The 15,894-nt window shown below is 66.2% G+C and carries 11 protein-coding genes; 6 read left to right on the top strand and 5 right to left on the bottom strand.

The window, feature by feature from the left end:
* The 3 genes from DKM43_RS11455 to DKM43_RS11445 form a co-directional block, all read left to right on the top strand.
* The coding region (locus DKM43_RS11455) for an SDR family oxidoreductase (protein ID WP_145960508.1) at positions 1-145 on the top strand (145 nt) is incomplete at its 5' end.
* 69 nt (positions 146-214) lie between these two features.
* On the top strand, positions 215-1,129 hold the full coding sequence (locus tag DKM43_RS11450; RefSeq protein WP_236632536.1) for an SMP-30/gluconolactonase/LRE family protein: 915 nt from the start codon (positions 215-217) through the stop codon (positions 1,127-1,129).
* A gap of 11 nt (positions 1,130-1,140) precedes the next feature.
* Positions 1,141-3,066 carry a sialate O-acetylesterase gene (locus DKM43_RS11445; RefSeq protein WP_236632535.1) on the top strand — a complete coding sequence of 642 codons (1,926 nt, stop codon included), beginning with the start codon at positions 1,141-1,143 and terminating at the stop codon, positions 3,064-3,066.
* Positions 3,067-3,079: 13 nt separating this feature from the next.
* On the opposite strand, the gene DKM43_RS11440 is transcribed toward DKM43_RS11445, so the two are convergent.
* Positions 3,080-4,144 (bottom strand): LacI family DNA-binding transcriptional regulator, encoded by a 1,065-nt coding sequence (locus tag DKM43_RS11440; RefSeq protein ID WP_109798648.1) that lies wholly within the window; start codon positions 4,142-4,144, stop codon positions 3,080-3,082.
* Between the two features lie 295 nt (positions 4,145-4,439).
* Between DKM43_RS11440 and DKM43_RS11435 the strand changes: the two genes are divergently transcribed.
* Together DKM43_RS11435 and DKM43_RS11430 are read left to right on the top strand one after the other, a co-directional pair.
* Positions 4,440-5,855 carry a sugar porter family MFS transporter gene (locus DKM43_RS11435; protein ID WP_109798647.1) on the top strand — a complete coding sequence of 472 codons (1,416 nt, stop codon included), beginning with the start codon at positions 4,440-4,442 and terminating at the stop codon, positions 5,853-5,855.
* A gap of 220 nt (positions 5,856-6,075) precedes the next feature.
* Positions 6,076-7,608, top strand: coding sequence for an alpha-N-arabinofuranosidase (locus tag DKM43_RS11430; RefSeq protein ID WP_201739858.1), 1,533 nt, complete (start codon positions 6,076-6,078; stop codon positions 7,606-7,608).
* A gap of 104 nt (positions 7,609-7,712) precedes the next feature.
* Here the strand turns inward: DKM43_RS11430 and DKM43_RS11425 are convergent, their stop codons facing one another.
* From DKM43_RS11425 to DKM43_RS11410, 4 genes are read right to left on the bottom strand one after another with little or no spacing between them, the layout of a single operon-like run.
* Positions 7,713-9,641, bottom strand: a complete 1,929-nt coding sequence (locus DKM43_RS11425) for an NPCBM/NEW2 domain-containing protein (protein WP_109798646.1) — start codon at positions 9,639-9,641, stop codon at positions 7,713-7,715.
* On the bottom strand, positions 9,638-10,747 hold the full coding sequence (locus DKM43_RS11420) for an alpha/beta hydrolase (protein ID WP_109798645.1): 1,110 nt from the start codon (positions 10,745-10,747) through the stop codon (positions 9,638-9,640). Before DKM43_RS11420 ends, DKM43_RS11425 begins: the two co-directional genes overlap by 4 nt.
* 31 nt (positions 10,748-10,778) lie before the next feature.
* Positions 10,779-11,822, bottom strand: a complete 1,044-nt coding sequence (locus DKM43_RS11415; RefSeq protein ID WP_109798644.1) for a cupin-like domain-containing protein — start codon at positions 11,820-11,822, stop codon at positions 10,779-10,781.
* Between the two features lie 3 nt (positions 11,823-11,825).
* Positions 11,826-12,566, bottom strand: coding sequence for a SapC family protein (locus DKM43_RS11410; protein ID WP_109798643.1), 741 nt, complete (start codon positions 12,564-12,566; stop codon positions 11,826-11,828).
* A gap of 379 nt (positions 12,567-12,945) precedes the next feature.
* On the opposite strand from DKM43_RS11410, the gene DKM43_RS11405 reads away from it, so the two are divergent.
* Positions 12,946-15,858: a TonB-dependent receptor gene (locus DKM43_RS11405; RefSeq protein WP_109798642.1), complete on the top strand. Its 2,913-nt coding sequence runs from the start codon at positions 12,946-12,948 to the stop codon at positions 15,856-15,858.
* Positions 15,859-15,894 lie beyond the last annotated feature (36 nt).

Below are 15,894 nucleotides of genomic sequence, written 5' to 3'. Positions count from 1 at the left end.
AGGCGAGGCCGAGATCGTCGCCGCGCAGTGCCTCAAGGGCCGCATCCAGCCCCACGACATCGCCGCCATGACCCTCTTCCTCGCCTCCGACCAGGCCCGCTTCTGCACCGCTCACGCCTACTGGGTCGATGCAGGGTGGAATTGATCTGATCCGGCATTAAAGCAGACAATTGCCCTGTCGCCGTGAAGCGCGAAGGGCAAGGAGAGGATGGCAGTGAGCGAAACGGTAGCGAAAGGTCCGGCGCGGCAGGTGCTGGCAGCGCAGTGCACGCTGGGCGAAGGCCCGGTATGGGATGCGGCGCGCCAGTGCCTGTGGTTCGTTGATATCAAGCGCCATCAGGTGCACAGTTTTGCGCCCCATTCCGGCGCGCACGAAGTGCATGTCCTTCACGATCAGGTGGGCTGGGTGCTGCCCGCGCACGGCGGAAAGCTGCTGGCGGGCCTGAAGGACGGGCTTTACCGCTTCGATCCTGCCACGGACGAGGCGCGCAAGCTGGCGGATGTTCCGGGCGAGCCGGACGGCAACCGGCTGAACGATGCCTGCACCGATCCGGCGGGCAGGGTGTGGTTCGGATCGATGGACGATGCGGAAAGCGCGCCTTCCGGGCGGTTCTACTGCGCGCATCGCAATGTGGTGGCGGCGCAGGGACCGGAGGCGGTGTGCATCACCAATGGTCCTGCTGTCTCGCCCGATGGGCGGCGCATCTACTTCACCGATACGCTGGCGCGCCGGATCATGGTGGCCGATCTTGATGGCGAAGGACGGTGCGGCGCCCCGCGCCTGTTTGCCGATACCGCGCAGCATTTTCCCGAAGCCTATCCCGACGGGCCGGTGTGCGATGCGCAGGGCTGCGTCTGGACCGGGCTGTGGAACGGCTGGGGCGCGGCGCGCTATTCGCCCGATGGCGAACTGCTGGAAAAGGTGGAACTGCCCGTGGCGAACGTGACCAAGCTGGCCTTTGGCGGGCCTGACCTGACGCAAGCCTTCGTGACCACCGCGCGCAAGGGGCTGGACGCGGCAGCGCTGGCCGCTCAGCCGCAGGCAGGCGATCTTTTCATGTTCGAGGTTGGCGTGCCGGGTGCGCCGCTGGCGCTGGCCGAAGTCTGGGATGGAGACGCGGTATGCTAGGCAAGCGGTTTATGATGCGCGCGGGCCGCGCAATGGTGCTTGGCCCGGCGCTTTGCCTGCTTGCCGGCACTGGTGCGGCCGCGCAGGAGCTGGAAATCAGCGCGGTGTGGACCGATCACGCGGTGATCCAGCGCGGCGCGCCGGTGATCGTGGAGGGCCGTGCTGCGCCGGGTCAGCGCATTTCGGCAAGGCTGGGCAACGAGGCATCGCAGGCGCGCGCCGATGGCACGGGGCGCTTTGCCTTGGCGTTCGCGCCGCGCCCGGCCTCGGCAGAACCGGTGGCGCTGACGCTGGAGGCGGGCGGACGCAGGCTGGAGCGCCGCGATCTGCTGGTGGGTGATGTCTGGCTCTGTTCCGGCCAGTCGAACATGGAGTTTGCGCTGTCGCGCGCGCTGAACGGCGAGGCGGAAGCCGCGCGCGCCGCCGATCCGGCGCTGCGCCTGTTGCAAGTGCCAAAGGGGCAGGCCTTCACGCCCCAGACCGGCTTTGCCGCGCCCGTGCAGTGGACGGCATCGACGCCCGAAAGCGCGGCGGGCTTTTCGGCGGCGTGCTGGTTCATGGCGCGCGAACTGCGCCGCCAGCGCGGCGTGCCGGTGGGTGCGATCCATGCAAGCTGGGGCGGATCGAAGGTGAACCCCTGGCTCGATCCGCAGGCAGGCGCGGCGCTGGCGGGTGCCGACGACATGGCGCTGCTGCGCCTCTATGAAAAGGATCCGCTGGCAGCGGTGACGCGCTTCGCGCCGCGCTGGCAGGACTGGTATCGGGTGCAGGGCAAGGCCGCGCCCTGGGCCGATCCCGATGTGCTGGCATGGCAGCCGGTTCCGGCCATCACTGGCTGGCAGGCATGGCAGGGCACGCCGCTGGCGGCAAACACCATCGCCACGGTCTGGCTGCGGCGGCAGATCGTGCTCGACAAGGCGCAGGCCGAGGCGGCGTCCGGCGCGGCTGCGCGGCTGCATCTTGGCGTGCTCGACGATATGGACATGACCTTCGTCAACGGCCGCGCGGTGGGTAACACCTTCGGCTGGGACGAGGAGCGCGCCTATCGCCTGCCGCCCGGAACCCTGCACGAAGGCGTGAACGAGGTGCTGGTGGCCGTGACCAACACCTATGGCAACGGCGGCTTTGCCAGCGCGCCCGACCGGCTGATGCTGGAACTGGGCGACGGCGCGCGGCTGGCGCTGGTCGATGGCTGGCGCTTTGCCATTGCGCCCGTGGTGGGCGATCCGCCGCGCGCGCCGTGGGATGCCAATGCGGGAATCGGGCTGATGCACAACCGCATGATCGCGCCGCTGGGCCGCTTCGCCATGCAGGGCGCGGCGTGGTATCAGGGGGAAAGCGATGTGGGCACGCCCGATTACGCAGCGCGCATGGCCGGTCTGATTGCAGGCTGGCGCGCGCGGTTTGGCGCAGGCCTGAAGGTTCTGGTGGTGCAACTGGCCAATTATGGCGCGCCGGCAGACCATCCGGTGGCATCCGGCTGGGCGCAGATGCGTGACATGCAGCGCCGCATTGCCGCCGCTGATCCTGCCGCGGCGCTGGTTTCGGCGATTGATCTGGGCGAGCGCACCGACATTCACCCCGCCAACAAGCTGACCCTGGCCGAGCGCCTGGCCATGGCCGCGCAAGGACAGCCCATGCCCATGCCGTTATCGGCGCGGCGCGAGGCGGACGGGCGCGTGCGCATCGGCCTTGCGGGGATTGCGGGCGGCCTGCACGCATGGAGCGCGCAAGGCCCGATCGGCTTTGAACTGTGCGATGCGGCGGCTGCGTGCAGCTTTGCCCGCGCCGCGATCGACGGCGATAGCGTGCTGCTGGAAGGGGATGGCAAGCCAGTGGCCGAAGTGCGTTATGCCTGGGCGGACAATCCGGTGGTCAACCTTTACGATGGCCGGATGCTGCCGGTTCCGGGCTTTTCCCTCCCCGTTTCAGATTAGCGCCGGTTTCCGGTCAACCGGCGGCGCTTGCGGGCGGCGGTGCGTCGGAATCGCGGCGGACAAGCTGGTAATCGAGCGTGGCGTGGCGCGGGCCGCGCGCATCGCCCTGACGCCGCGCGCGGATATCCTGCACCAGCAGGTCAAGCGCGGTTTCGGCCATCTGGCGGATCGGCTGGCGGATCGTGGTGAGTTCGGGCCAGATGGTGGAGGCAAGCGCGGTATCATCGAAGCCGCACACGGTCAGATCCTTGGGCACATCAAGATCATTGCGGTGGGCAGCAGCAACGCAGCCTGCGGCCATATCGTCGTTGGAGGCGAAGATAGCGGTCGGCCGATCGGCGAGGGCCAGCAGTTCCATGGCCGCATCAAGGCCCGAACGGTAGGTGAACTGGCCCTGCTTTACAAGCGCTTCGTCCACCGGAACGCCCGCCTCGCTCATGGCATCGCGGAAACCGGCGAGGCGCAGCGCGCTGGCTGACTGGTGCGGGTTGCCGATGATGAAGCCGATGCGGCGATGGCCCAGATCGAGGATGTGCCGTGTCATGTCGTAGGCGGCCTGATAATCGTCGATCATCACCACGCCGTGCTGGGCCTGCGCCTGTCCGGGGCCGATCAGCATGGCATGGGTGCCCGCGCGGCGCAGGCGGGCAAGAAGCGCGGTATCATCGCACAGCGGCGGCGGCAGCAGGAAACCGTCGATGGCGTTCTCGGCCAGCTTGGCGATCATGCGCGCCTGATCGCGGTCCGGATCGCAGCGTTCGACCACCAGGTGCGCATCAAGTCGGCTGGCTGCATCCATGCAGCCGATCAGCAGTTCGCTGAGATAGGCGGCCGAAGGGTTGGAATAGAGCAGCGCGATGCGCAACTGCGACGCGCCCGCAAGGCTGCGCGCGGCGCGGTTGGGGGCATAGTTGAGTTCGCGGATGGCGGCTTCGACGGCAAGGCGGGTTTCCTCGCGCACGCCGGTGCCGCCGTTGATGACGCGGCTGACCGTCATTGGCGAGCAATCGGCAAGCCGCGCAACGTCGTTGACCGTCGGGCGGCCGGATTGACGCCTTCTTGCGCGCTGTTCGTTCATGGCACCCGGTTCATTTCATTGGATCCCCCGCCCGATGTCCTGCCAGGCTGATGTCCTGACGGTGTGACAATGGCTTGGCAAGCGTTCAATCCCGCAGCCATGCGCATTTTGCACAAATCGCGCAAGATTGGCTCTTGCAAGCCCGCGTCATTGCGATAAAAAGATAGCGCTATCATGACACGTCCTCGGATGCTGGGCGGCATGACCGGGGCTGGCCAAGATGCGGTCAACCGGCTTTACTAAGGTGCGCCGGACGCCTGTTACCTGGGCAGTCTGGCGGCAAGGGGAGAGGACGATGGCTGCAACGCAGCAGAATACGACGAACATGGCGCTGGTGGGCGCGATCGTGGCCGTGGCGACGATTGGCGGCCTGCTGTTCGGTTACGACAGCGGTGCGGTGAATGGCACGCAGTCGGGGCTGAAGGGTGCGTTTGCGCTGGACGAGAACGGGCTGGGCTTCACGGTCGGCTCGCTGCTGGTGGGCTGTGCAGGCGGCGCCTTTCTGGCTGGCCGGCTGGCGGACCGTTTCGGGCGCAAGCGCATCATGGTGCTGGCGGCGGTCCTGTTCCTTGTGGGCGCGCTGATCCAGGGGCTTACCGGCAATCACGCGCTCTTCGTGATCGCGCGGATCATGGGCGGCATGGCGGTGGGCGCGGCCAGCGTGCTTTCGCCCGCCTACATCGCCGAAGTGGCGCCTGCGGCCATCCGCGGCCGGCTGACGAGCGTGCAGCAGGTGATGATCATCACCGGCCTGACGCTGGCCTTCGTGGTCAACTATCTGCTGGCGCAGCAGGCCGGGGATTCGCTGGGCGCGCTGGCGGGCGTGCCGGCATGGCGCTGGATGTATCTGGCGCAGGCGGTTCCGGCGCTGGTGTTCCTTGTGGCATTGCAGTTCATTCCGGAAAGCCCGCGCTATCTTGTCAGCAGCGGGCGCGAGGACGAGGCGCGCGGGGTGCTGACCCGGCTGTTCGGTGCCGAGGAGGCAGAGCGCAAGGTGGCCGAAATCCGCGCTTCCTTTGCCAGCGATCACCGCCCGCGTCTGGCCGATGTGCTGGCCCCCGGCACCGTGCTGCGCCCGATCGTGTGGGCGGGCCTGATTATCGCGCTGTTCCAGCAGTTCGTGGGCATCAACGTGATCTTCTATTACGGCGAAACGCTGTGGAAGCTGGCGGGCGTTTCGGAAAAGGCCGCGCTAGAACGCAATATCGTGTCGGGTCTTGTCTCGATCGCGGCGTGTTTCATCACCATGGCGCTGGTTGACAAGGTGGGCCGCAAGCCGCTCCTGCTGGTGGGTTCGGTGGGCATGGCGCTTTCGCTCGGCGCGATGACCTGGGCCTTCTCGCAAGGCACGCTTGATGCGGCGGGCGCGCTCCAGATGGACCAGGAGCTTGGCCTTGTCGCGGTGATCGCGGCCAACATCTACGTGATCTTCTTCAATGTGAGCTGGGGCCCGGTGATGTGGGTCATGCTGGGCGAGATGTTCCCCAACCAGCTTCGCGGATCGGCGCTCGCGGTGTGCGGTCTGGCGCAGTGGGGGGCAAACTATGCCGTGGTGCAGAGCTTCCCGGCCATGGCGGCGGGGCTGGGCCTTGCCCAGACATATGCCCTCTACACCGGCAGCGCGGTTATCAGCTTCTTCCTGGTGAAGGCGTTCCTGCCCGAAACCAAGGGCAAGGAGCTGGAGCAGATGGAAGGCTGGGGCGGCCACTGAGCTTTGCCCTGCACGGATTGACCTGAAACACGGCCGGGGGGCCGCGCTGCCCCCCGCCAGCATGGAGGATGAAGCGATGCGTTCCATCGCAGGGGGGCTTTGCGCCCTGAAGAGGCGCGCCTTGACGCCGCGTGTCCTGAAAAAGCGGGCCTCGAAGGACTGGGCCTTTCTGCCCGCGATTTCGGCGGCCGCGCTGGCCGTGGCGGGTCTTGCCCTGGCTATGCCCGCCGCCGCGCAGGGCAGCGCGCGCGCCAACGGGCCGGTGGAAGTGCGGCTTGATCCGTCAAGGCCCGGCCCGGTGATCGACCGGCATGTGTTCGGCCAGTTTGCCGAACATCTGGGCACGGGCATCTATGACGGGGTCTGGGTGGGCAGGGATTCGCCCATTCCCAACGTGCGCGGCATCCGCAGCGATGTGGTGGCCGCGCTCAAGGCGCTGAAGGTGCCCAACGTGCGCTGGCCGGGCGGCTGTTTTGCCGACGAATACCACTGGCGCGACGGCATCGGCCCGGCAGACAAGCGCCGCGTGCAGATCAACAGCAACTGGGGCGGGGTGCCCGAACCCAACAGTTTCGGCACGCACGAGTTCATGGACTTTGCCGAGCAGATCGGCGCGGATGCCTATATCTCGGTCAACATCGGATCGGGCACGGCGGCAGAGGCGGCGGCCTGGATCGAATACATGACCGCCGAAAAGGACACGACGCTGGCCAGGGAGCGCGCCGCCAATGGCCATCCCGCGCCGTGGAAGGTGCCGATCCTTGGCCTTGGCAACGAGAACTGGGGCTGCGGCGGGGCCATGTCGGCCACGCACTATGTCGAGGAAATGAAGCGCTTTGCCGCGTTCACGCGCAACTACAACCCGGCGCAGCGTGAAGGTGCGGCGCGCATGAAGCGCATCGCCGTGGGCTGGGACAGCGACAAGCTGGACTATACCGAAGAGGTGATGAAGGCGTGGAAGGACCGCGTCTATTCTTGGGACATCGAAGGCGTTTCGCTGCACAAATACACCACCGGCGGCTGGCCGCCGCACCTGCCGTCAACCGGGTTCGGCCATGACCAGTATGCCGAGGCGATTGCCGATACGCTGACGATGGACAGCCTGATCGCCAAACAGAGCGCGATCATGGACAAGTATGACCCCGAAAAGAAGCTGCTGATCGCGGTGGATGAATGGGGCGCGTGGCTGGAGCCGGCGCCCGGCAGCAATCCCGGTTTCCTCCAGCAGCAGAACTCGATGCGCGATGCGATCATCGCCGCGCTCAACGTCAATATCTTTGCCCGCCATGCCGAGCGCGTGAAGATTGCCAATATCGCGCAGATGGTGAACGTGCTTCAGGCCATGATCCTGACCGATGGCGGCAAGATGGTGCTGACGCCCACCTATCATGCCTTCCGCATGTATGTGCCGTTTCAGGATGCGCGCGTCGTGCCGGTGGCCTTCGATGCAGGGCAATACGTGAACGGCAAGCACCGCCTGCCGCGCGTGGATGCCATGGCGGCAAAGGCCACTGACGGAACGCTGTGGCTCTCGCTGGTCAACGTGGACCCCGCGCGCCCGGCCACGTTCCGTCTGCCGGGCTTTGCCTCGGCCAGCGGCGAAGTTCTGGGCGCGCCGAAGGTGGACAGCGTGAACACCTTCGCCGCGCCCGCGACGGTTGCTCCGCGTGCGGTTTCGGCGCGGGCGAAGGGCGGCGTGCTGAGCATCGAACTGCCGCCGCATTCGGTCAGCGTGGTCAAGGTCATGCCGTGAGGCCGATCAACCGGTTGTGCCCGGCAGCAGCACTGCCGTTCCTCCCGTAGCTGCTGCCACATGACTGCGGCCCGGACCGGGCAAGAACCGGTCCGGGCCGTTTTTTACCGATCGAGCGCGGCCATGGCCCAGTTGACGGCCACCGTCTGCATCACCGGCCGGTTGCCTTCGGCCACGAGTTCGATGATCTTCGCGCCGCTGACCGGGACGGTGACGGAGGCGGGCGCATCGCCCCGCTTCATCCAGCCCGTCCGCATCAGGCGCCTGCCATCGGCATGGACCGAAAAGCGCACGCGCATGGCCGGATCGGCCACCGAATCATCGATGCCCGCCAGCGCGCTGAAGGTGGCAAAGCCGGTGTTGCGCACTTCGATGCGCGAATTGGCCAGCGTGCCGATGGCGCTGTGATAGACCTTGCCCGCCATCTTGGGCGTTTGGGCAAACGGCGTGGCATCGGCCCGCGCGCCGCCCCACCCGCCATAGACGGGGTGTTCGCCATCGCCCCGGCTCGATCGCCACGGCAACATGCCGCGATGCACCAGCGGATCGGCCATGGGATAGACCACGCCATCGACCGCCGGGTTCACAATTGCGGGCTGTTCGGAAAGATAGAACCCCTGCGGGCGCTCGCGCGTGCCGCTGGCGCGGAACAGCAGCGTCTGGTGCGCGGCAAGCCGCAGGGGCAGTTCATCGGTGAAGGTGCGTTCGCCGCTGTCCCACAGGTCGGCCAGCAAGACCGGCCGGTCGGCCCGGTATTTCAGATGCGCCGCGGTGAGCGTTGCCTCCACCGGGCCGCCGGTGCGGTTGAATACGGCAACCGCCTTGGTGCCGTCGGCCAGCGTCTTGACGAAGATCTGCACCGTGGCGCCATCATGGGCCAGCACGGCCTGATTGGCGGCGGCATCCTGATTGAGCGCGATGACCCGTTCATTGCCCAGCACCTCCATGAGCCGGGGCGTGGCCTTGCGCAGATCGAAGCCGATGATGAGCGGTGCATTGAGCATGGCCCAGAGCGCCATGTGCGAGCGCGCCTCGGTGATGTGCGCATCATCGAACGTGCCGCTGCCGATGAACAGCATGTCGGGATCGTTCCAGCTGTTGGGTTTGGCGTATAGCTCGCGCCGCGCGGCGGAATCGAGATTGTGCAGCATTCGCTCCCAGTTGGGCGAGATGTCCTCGCTGGTGCGCGAGAGGTTGCCAAGCGAGCGCGCCCACGAGCGCACATCGGCCGTGCCCCACAGGCAGATCGAAAGGACGAATCCGTTATCGGGCCGGTTGCGGGACAGCGCCCGGCCGACCTGATCGAACAGGGCCTTGACCGCGCCGATATCGGTATTGGCGATCGTGTCGTAATCGATCAGCGGGGCAAGCGCGCGCAACCGGCCCGACCGGACCTGCGGGCTTTCTGCCCCCAGCGCGCGGATGCCGCAGCCATCGACCTTGATGTAATCGAAGTTCCATTCCCCGAAGTAGAGCGCGATGTCCTGATCGATATGGCCGTAAAGCCCGATCTCGCGCTCTGCCTGGGTGCCGGAAGGCTGGCCGGGACCGTTCGGATCGCCATAGATCTGCCCGCAGGAATTGCGGCCGATCTCGCTGTAGATACCGGCTTTCAGGCCCATGGCGTGGAGACGGTCAGTCAAGGGGCGGAAGCTGGTATTGCCATCGGGCGTGGCAGCCGAAGGGAAGGTGTCGGTGCGGATCAGCACGCGGCCATCGGCCTGCCGCCGCTTTGCCCACCAGCCATCGTCTATGTTGATGAAACGGTATCCCTTGGCGGCAAGCCCGGAATCGACGATGACCTGCGCCGAGGCGATGACCTTTTCCTCGTCGATATCGGTGCCGAAGGCGTTCCAGCTGTTCCAGCCCATCGGGGGCAGGGGGGCCGTGCCGCGCGTGGTGACGCTCCATTCGCCCCTTGCCTCAAGCCGCTGGTCTGCTTCAGGCCGCCGGTCGGCCGCCGCCGCGCCCGGTGCACTGCCAAGCGCCGTGGCCGCGAGCAGCGATGCCGCCGCAAGCTGCCGCGCGCTCATTTGCGCGCACCGTGCTGAAGGTGGCGCGAAAAGAAGGGCATGACCTCGTCCTGAAAGCGGAAGGCGACGCGGTTGGTGTGATCGCCTTCGTAAAGGGTGAAGCGGTTGGCGATGCCATAGGCTTCAAGCGTGCGGTGCAGGCGTTCGGTATCGTCCTTGAGGCTGTCCTTGTCGCCCACGTCCATGGCGATGGCGGCATAGCGGCGCAGGTTGCCGACATACTGGTCGACAAAGGCGAGCGGCGCATTGGCCGCCCACCGGGCGAGCACATCGGGCCGTGGCGCGCCCTCGCGGTCGACCGGCAGATCGAGGAACAGCGGCGGATTGCGCGGATTGGGCGACCATGCCGCCGCCGCCGCCAGCGTGGTGCGCGAAATCCACGGCAGGGTGGCCGAATCGGCCGGGCTTTTCATCGCGGCATAGGCGGCCATGGTCTCGGCGCTGATGCCGGCCGATGTGCGCGCCGAAAGGCAGCACGGGCTCATCAGGTAGAGCGCGCCGAACACGTCGGCATGCTTCATGCCGATGCGCGTGGCCCCATATCCGCCCATCGAATGGCCGACCAGCCCGCGGCTTTCGCGGCGCGCGATGGTGCGGTAGCGGCGGTCGATCTCGGCCACCAGATCGTGCGCGATGAAGCGTTCGAAATCGCCCGTGGTGACGGACGATGAATACATCGAGCCGTTGTGCACGGTCTTGCTGTCGGGAAAGACCACGATCATCTCGCGCGCGCCTTCTGGCGCATCACCCTTGGCCAGAAGCCCCCTGGCGAGCGCGCCCTCGATCACCTGCGGCACATGCAGTTCGCCGGTCCATTCGCCCGCGCCGATGGAATAGCCGTGCAGCGCATAGACCACCGGATAACGCCGGGTGCGGTCCCGGCCATAGCTGGGCGGCAGCACGACGAGCACTTCGCGGTCGGCGCTGTCGCCCTCAAGCGCGCCTTCAAGCGCCTTGCCATGCACCATGATCCGTTCGACCGTGACCTTCGGCGCGCCGGGGATGACCGCCGGGGCAGGGGTGGCAACTTGCGCGCTGGCGCAGGACGGCGCGGATAGCGCTCCCAGCAGCAGGGCAGAGAAAGCGGTCAGGCGGGCTTGGGGCATGGCTTGGCTCCGTGTGGTGGGAAAGGGGGTTTCAGTTGCCGCGCAGGGCGCGCGCGATCATGGCCCGGATCGGACCGTAGCCCTCGCCGCGCAGATCCTTCAGAACGCCGCGCTGCGCTTCGGGCAGGTGCGCAAGGGGGTGGCCATCAGGACGGAACACGAAGTGATCGAAGAAGGCGCGGAAAGCCTCGCGCTCGGCCGCGGGGCGTTCGGCAAGGGCGATCATGGCGTGGAGCAGCGACAGCATCGGCGCATCCGGGCCGATGGCGGTGGCATCCCACCAGTAATTCAGCATGACGTTGAGCGGGGAGGCGGCGGCAACTTCGTGCCACCACAGCTTGGGCAGGAACAGTGCATCGCCGGGGCCAAGTTCGACCGTCACGGCCAGATCGCGCACCCTGGCAAAGCGCGGATAGGCAGGATTGGCCGGATCGGCGGCGGCCATGCTCACGGGCTGGCCCGCCATGGTGTGATCGATCGGACCGGGATAGAGACCGGCGATGGCAGCCGGCGGATAGAGCGTGAAGCGGCGCTTTCCAGCCAGCACGCAGGCCACGTTCTCGTAGGCATCGTAATGGCAGGCAACGTGCGAGGCATTGCCGATCCACAGCCGCGCCTCGACCTGCGGGGGCACGACGTTCAGGCGATTGGCTTCGGCAAAGCCCGGCAGATAATGCGAGGCCAGCACCGAACCGGCATAGCAGGTGGGCGCAGTGCCATCCGCAGCATGGCGCAGCATGAGCGCGAACGCCTGCGTCAGCGGCATGGTCTGGCGCGTGAAGTTGAAGCCCGCAAGATCGGCACTGTAGAAATAGCGGCCCGCGACATCGGCGGGCGCGATGAACACCTCCGGCCCGCCGGTGTTTGCCCCTTCAGACCCGGCGCCTGCCTGTTCGAACCGCGCGAGATAGGCCAGCGCGGCTTCGGGCGATGCCGCGCCATGGCCGACAGCGGGAAGCTGGCGGCCGATGGCGCGCATGACCACGGGCCGCCCCTGTTCGATCACGCCGACGCGAAAGGCATCCGGCCCTTGCAGCGCGGGATCATCGCAGGCCAGTTCGCGTAAGCCGCCCATGCTTCAGGCCCAGCCGGCAAGGGCCTTGCCAAGAGGGGCATGGCTTGCGCCCGCGGCGGCGCGCGCACCAAGCGCTTCGTTGCGCCGCCGGGCGAGCGTGCCGATCTGGTGGACCGAGTTGCGGATGGCGATGGCGGCCTGAAGCCAGCCTTTCCGGAATAGTCGGACAATATCCGCATCATCGAGATCCGACAGCGCATCGCCGCTGATCGTGTAAAGCCCGTTGAGCGTGATGCCCGCGCCATCATCGAACCGGAGTTCGATGTCGATCGGTTCGACCAGACGCAGCGCAACGGCCGCATCGATGAAAGCCTGCGTCGGCGGTCCCATGGCCATCAACTGGCCGATGGCCTGCTGCACCTTGCGCATGGCGGGGGTGGCTTCGCCATGCGAATCGAACAGGGCAACCGCTGCGCCATCGGCGAAGCGCGGGTGCGCGCGGTCGATCGCGATACTCGCGTCGGCGGCATAGAAGCCCTGCCGTTGCAGATCGAGCGGAAGGAACGCGGGAAGCCCCGATTCGGCCCCGTCCACCAGCCATTCGCCGATGGTGAAGCCGAACAGGGCGACGAGCGAGAACTGACCGGTTTCGGAAGATTTCGCCAGAAGAACCGGGCAGATGGTGGCTGCATGCGGCACTTCTGCAAGGACGATCTGCACCATGTGCGGGCGCTGGCCTCCCACGGCGTGCATCCGCAGGTCGCGATGCAGCGCGCTGTCGAGCAGTTGCATATCTTCGGCCATCGGTTCCCTCCCTTTTCGTGCGGTCTTTGCTGCGCGGCGCCTTCTGATTGCGCTATCACCAGCGCGCCAGAGGCGAAAACCGGCAGCTTCCGCGTGCCCCTGCGCGGTTATGATGCGAAGTGGATACAGTTTGCAAGGGTTGCGCATTAAGTCGGACAAATAATTCTTGATAGCGCTATCTACTTTGACTAGAAGCAGCACGGCAAGATGGCGCAAGGCACATCGGCGTGGAGAGAGATGACGGGCGGCCCATGACCGCACCGGCGAAGGGTTCCTCTGCATGCACGCTTGTCATGCCTGCCGCGGTTCGCGGCAGGCCGGGTTCCGCCATCTGCCCGGACGGGGGAGCCGTCAGACCTTTGTGAGGGGATCTAGGGTTATGAGTATCGCACGTCTTTCCTCGAAGCGGCTGCGCTGCGGCGCAAGCGCGCTGGGGTTGATGCTGGCGCTGGGCGCGGCCATGCCGGTGCACGCGCAGACGGCCGAGAGCGCGCCCAAGGCCGATGGGGCAGAGCTTGACGAGGCCATCATCGTCACCGGCATTCGCGGATCGCTCCAGCGCAACATGGACATCAAGCGCTCGGCATCGGGCGTGGTCGATGCGATCTCGGCAGAAGACATCGGCAAGTTCCCCGATGCCAACGTGGCCGACGCGCTCCAGCGTCTGCCAGGGATCTCGATCCAGCGTTCGGGTTCGCGCGGCGAAGCAACCGGTGTGACCGTGCGCGGCTTTGGCGGCGACTTCAACGATACCCAGTTCGACGGGCGCCGCCTGTCGACCGCATCGGGCGGCCGCGCGGTGGATTTCACCACGATCGGTTCGGACTTCGTGACTCGCCTGAGCGTGTACAAGACGCCCGACGTGACGCTGGGTTCGGCGGCGATCGGCGCAACCATCGACGTGGCGCTGCCCAAGCCGTTCGACAGCACCGGCACCAAGCTGGTGGCCAAGGCGCAAGGGTCGATCCAGGACCGCAACGGCAACGTGCGACCGTCGGGCGGCGTGCTGGCCAGCACAACCTTTGCCGAGGATACCATGGGCATCCTTGCCTATGCCGCCTATCGCCGGGTCGATACCACGGCCAATCAGGTGTTCATCCCCGGCTGGATCGGCAACCGCTTCTACCAGTGCCAGGCGCAGGCCGCCTGCGCGCCTGCCGATCTGACGCCCGCCAAGAAGACCGTGCTGGGCTGGTTCCCGCAGCAGGTCGGCGCGAACGAGGTGACAACGCAGGACGAGCGTATCGACGGGCGGCTGGCCTATCAGTGGCGGCCCAGCGACACGCTGGAACTGACGCTTGACGGCACCTTCACCCGCCAGACGCTGCGCACCGCCGCCTATGGCTATGGCGCGTGGTTCAACGGCGATGACCTGCGCAACGTGCGTCAGGACAGCAACGGCACGGTGATCGACTTCACCCAGTTCGGCACGCCGATGGATTTCAACGCGGGTCTGACGCGCAACATCAACCAGACCTACATCATCGGCGGCAACCTCAAGTGGGAGGCCACCGACAATCTTTCGTTCGACTTTGACGGCGCGGTTTCCAAGTCGGTGCTCAATCCCGGCCGCAACGGCATCGTCAACAACATGGACATCGGCTATGGCGGCACCAATCCGGGCGGGCCATTCGTTTCCACGCCCTGCACCTTCCCCGACGGCGCCACCGCCAGCACCCCGCCGACGAGCTGCAGCACCTATGGCACCGTTCTGGGCGCCAATACCGGCGTGACGATCCTTGGGCCGAGCAGCAAGTTCCTGCCCAGCATCAAGAATATCGGCCCGGCCGGCGACATCAGCCGCTTTGCCGACAAGTCGATCATGGGCAGCCACGTGATCGTGCGCAATCCCAACTACTTCACCGACCTCGTCAAGCAGTTCAAGGTCGTGGGCAAGTGGGATCAGGATGATCTCAAGGTTCACTTCGGCGTGCGCTATGCCGAGGACGAGTTCTATCAGGAAGGGCAGAACACCTTCGTCAACGGCACGTTCTTCCGCTATGGCGGCTATGGCGCGCCTTCGGGCCGCACTGGCGGCGTGGCGCCGCTGCCATCCAGCATCTTCCAGGGCGACATCAGCACCGCGGGCTTCATCCCCGGCTATCAGGGCAATCTTGCGCCGACGATCGTGAAATACGATCCCGAAGCGGTTTACAGGATCCTTGAGGCCACCGGCGGCGGCACCACGCTTCCGGCCTTCGATCCGGCCAGCGTGCTGGGCGTGACCGAGCGCATCTGGGCCGGTTTCGTGAAGGTCACGTTCGATACCGAACTGGGCGGGATGCCCTTCCACGTGACCACGGGCCTGCGCAACGAATATACCAAGGTCACTTCGAAGGCGATCGGCCGCCTGCCGACCCGGCTCATCACGGTCCTGACCGACCCGACGCTGATTGCCGTGGATTCGTTCACGCCCGAACAGACCATCCGGCGCGAAAGCTCCTACAACTACCTGCTGCCCAGCCTTGACGTGAAACTGGAAATCACGCCCAAGCTGGTGGCGCGCTTCGATGCTTCGCGCACGCTGACCCGTCCGGCGCTGGGCGATCTGCGGCCTACGGTGAACCTTGGCACGCTGCGCCGCGGCAGCCTTGCGGCATCGGGGGGCAATCCCAACCTGCGCCCCTATGTGGCCGACAACTTCGATCTGGCGGCAGAATACTACTATGCCCCCAACTCCTATGCTGCGGTGAACCTGTTCCTGAAGAACATCAGCAACTTCATCGTAGGCGGGGTGAGCACGCAGACGATCAACGGCGTGATCGATCCCTTCACCAACCAGCTTGCCCAGTTCCAGGTCAACGGCCGCGTCAACGGTCCCGACGGCACGGTGAAGGGCGTGGAACTGGCTTTGCAGCACGTGTTCGGCGACAGCGGCTTCGGCTTCAATGCCAACGGCACGCTGGTCAGCACCAATCGCAATTTCGATCCGACCGACATTTCCGGTTCGGCCTTTGCGATCACGGGGCTCGCCAATTCGGCCAACTTCGTCGGCTTCTATGACAAGAACGGTCTGGAAGTGCGCGTTGCGGCCAACTGGCGCGACAGCTATCTGCTGGGTCTGGGCCAGCAGCAGGGCGGCACCTTCGGGGCCGAGCCGGTGAACGTGAACCGCCAGTTCCAGGTGGACGCGAGCGCCAGCTATCAGGTGACGAAGCAGTTCACCGTGTTCGGGGAAGTGACCAACATCAACAACTCGAACTTCAGCACCTATGGGCGCTGGTCCAACATGCCGCTGGAAACCTTCAACTATGGCCGCCGCTTTGTGTTCGGCGCGCGGTTCAACTACTGATGAAGCCATGATGGCAGCGCCGGGTTTGCGCCCGGC

This window comes from Novosphingobium meiothermophilum (genome assembly GCF_003171715.1).
Classification (GTDB): Bacteria; Pseudomonadota; Alphaproteobacteria; order Sphingomonadales; family Sphingomonadaceae; genus Novosphingobium; species Novosphingobium meiothermophilum.
This window is presented reverse-complemented; position numbering and strand designations above follow the sequence as displayed.

What these genes read in the sequence shown, in the direction of transcription:
- DKM43_RS11445 (WP_236632535.1), top strand. Translation starts at nt 1,141, where the DNA reads ATGATGCGCGCGGGCCGCGCAATGGTGCTTGGCCCGGCGCTTTGCCTG.
- DKM43_RS11410 (WP_109798643.1), bottom strand. Translation starts at nt 12,566, where the DNA reads ATGGCCGAAGATATGCAACTGCTCGACAGCGCGCTGCATCGCGACCTG.
- DKM43_RS11420 (WP_109798645.1), bottom strand. Translation starts at nt 10,747, where the DNA reads ATGCCCCAAGCCCGCCTGACCGCTTTCTCTGCCCTGCTGCTGGGAGCG.
- DKM43_RS11430 (WP_201739858.1), top strand. Translation starts at nt 6,076, where the DNA reads ATGCCCGCCGCCGCGCAGGGCAGCGCGCGCGCCAACGGGCCGGTGGAA.
- DKM43_RS11440 (WP_109798648.1), bottom strand. Translation starts at nt 4,144, where the DNA reads ATGAACGAACAGCGCGCAAGAAGGCGTCAATCCGGCCGCCCGACGGTC.
- DKM43_RS11415 (WP_109798644.1), bottom strand. Translation starts at nt 11,822, where the DNA reads ATGGGCGGCTTACGCGAACTGGCCTGCGATGATCCCGCGCTGCAAGGG.
- DKM43_RS11425 (WP_109798646.1), bottom strand. Translation starts at nt 9,641, where the DNA reads ATGAGCGCGCGGCAGCTTGCGGCGGCATCGCTGCTCGCGGCCACGGCG.
- DKM43_RS11435 (WP_109798647.1), top strand. Translation starts at nt 4,440, where the DNA reads ATGGCTGCAACGCAGCAGAATACGACGAACATGGCGCTGGTGGGCGCG.
- DKM43_RS11405 (WP_109798642.1), top strand. Translation starts at nt 12,946, where the DNA reads ATGAGTATCGCACGTCTTTCCTCGAAGCGGCTGCGCTGCGGCGCAAGC.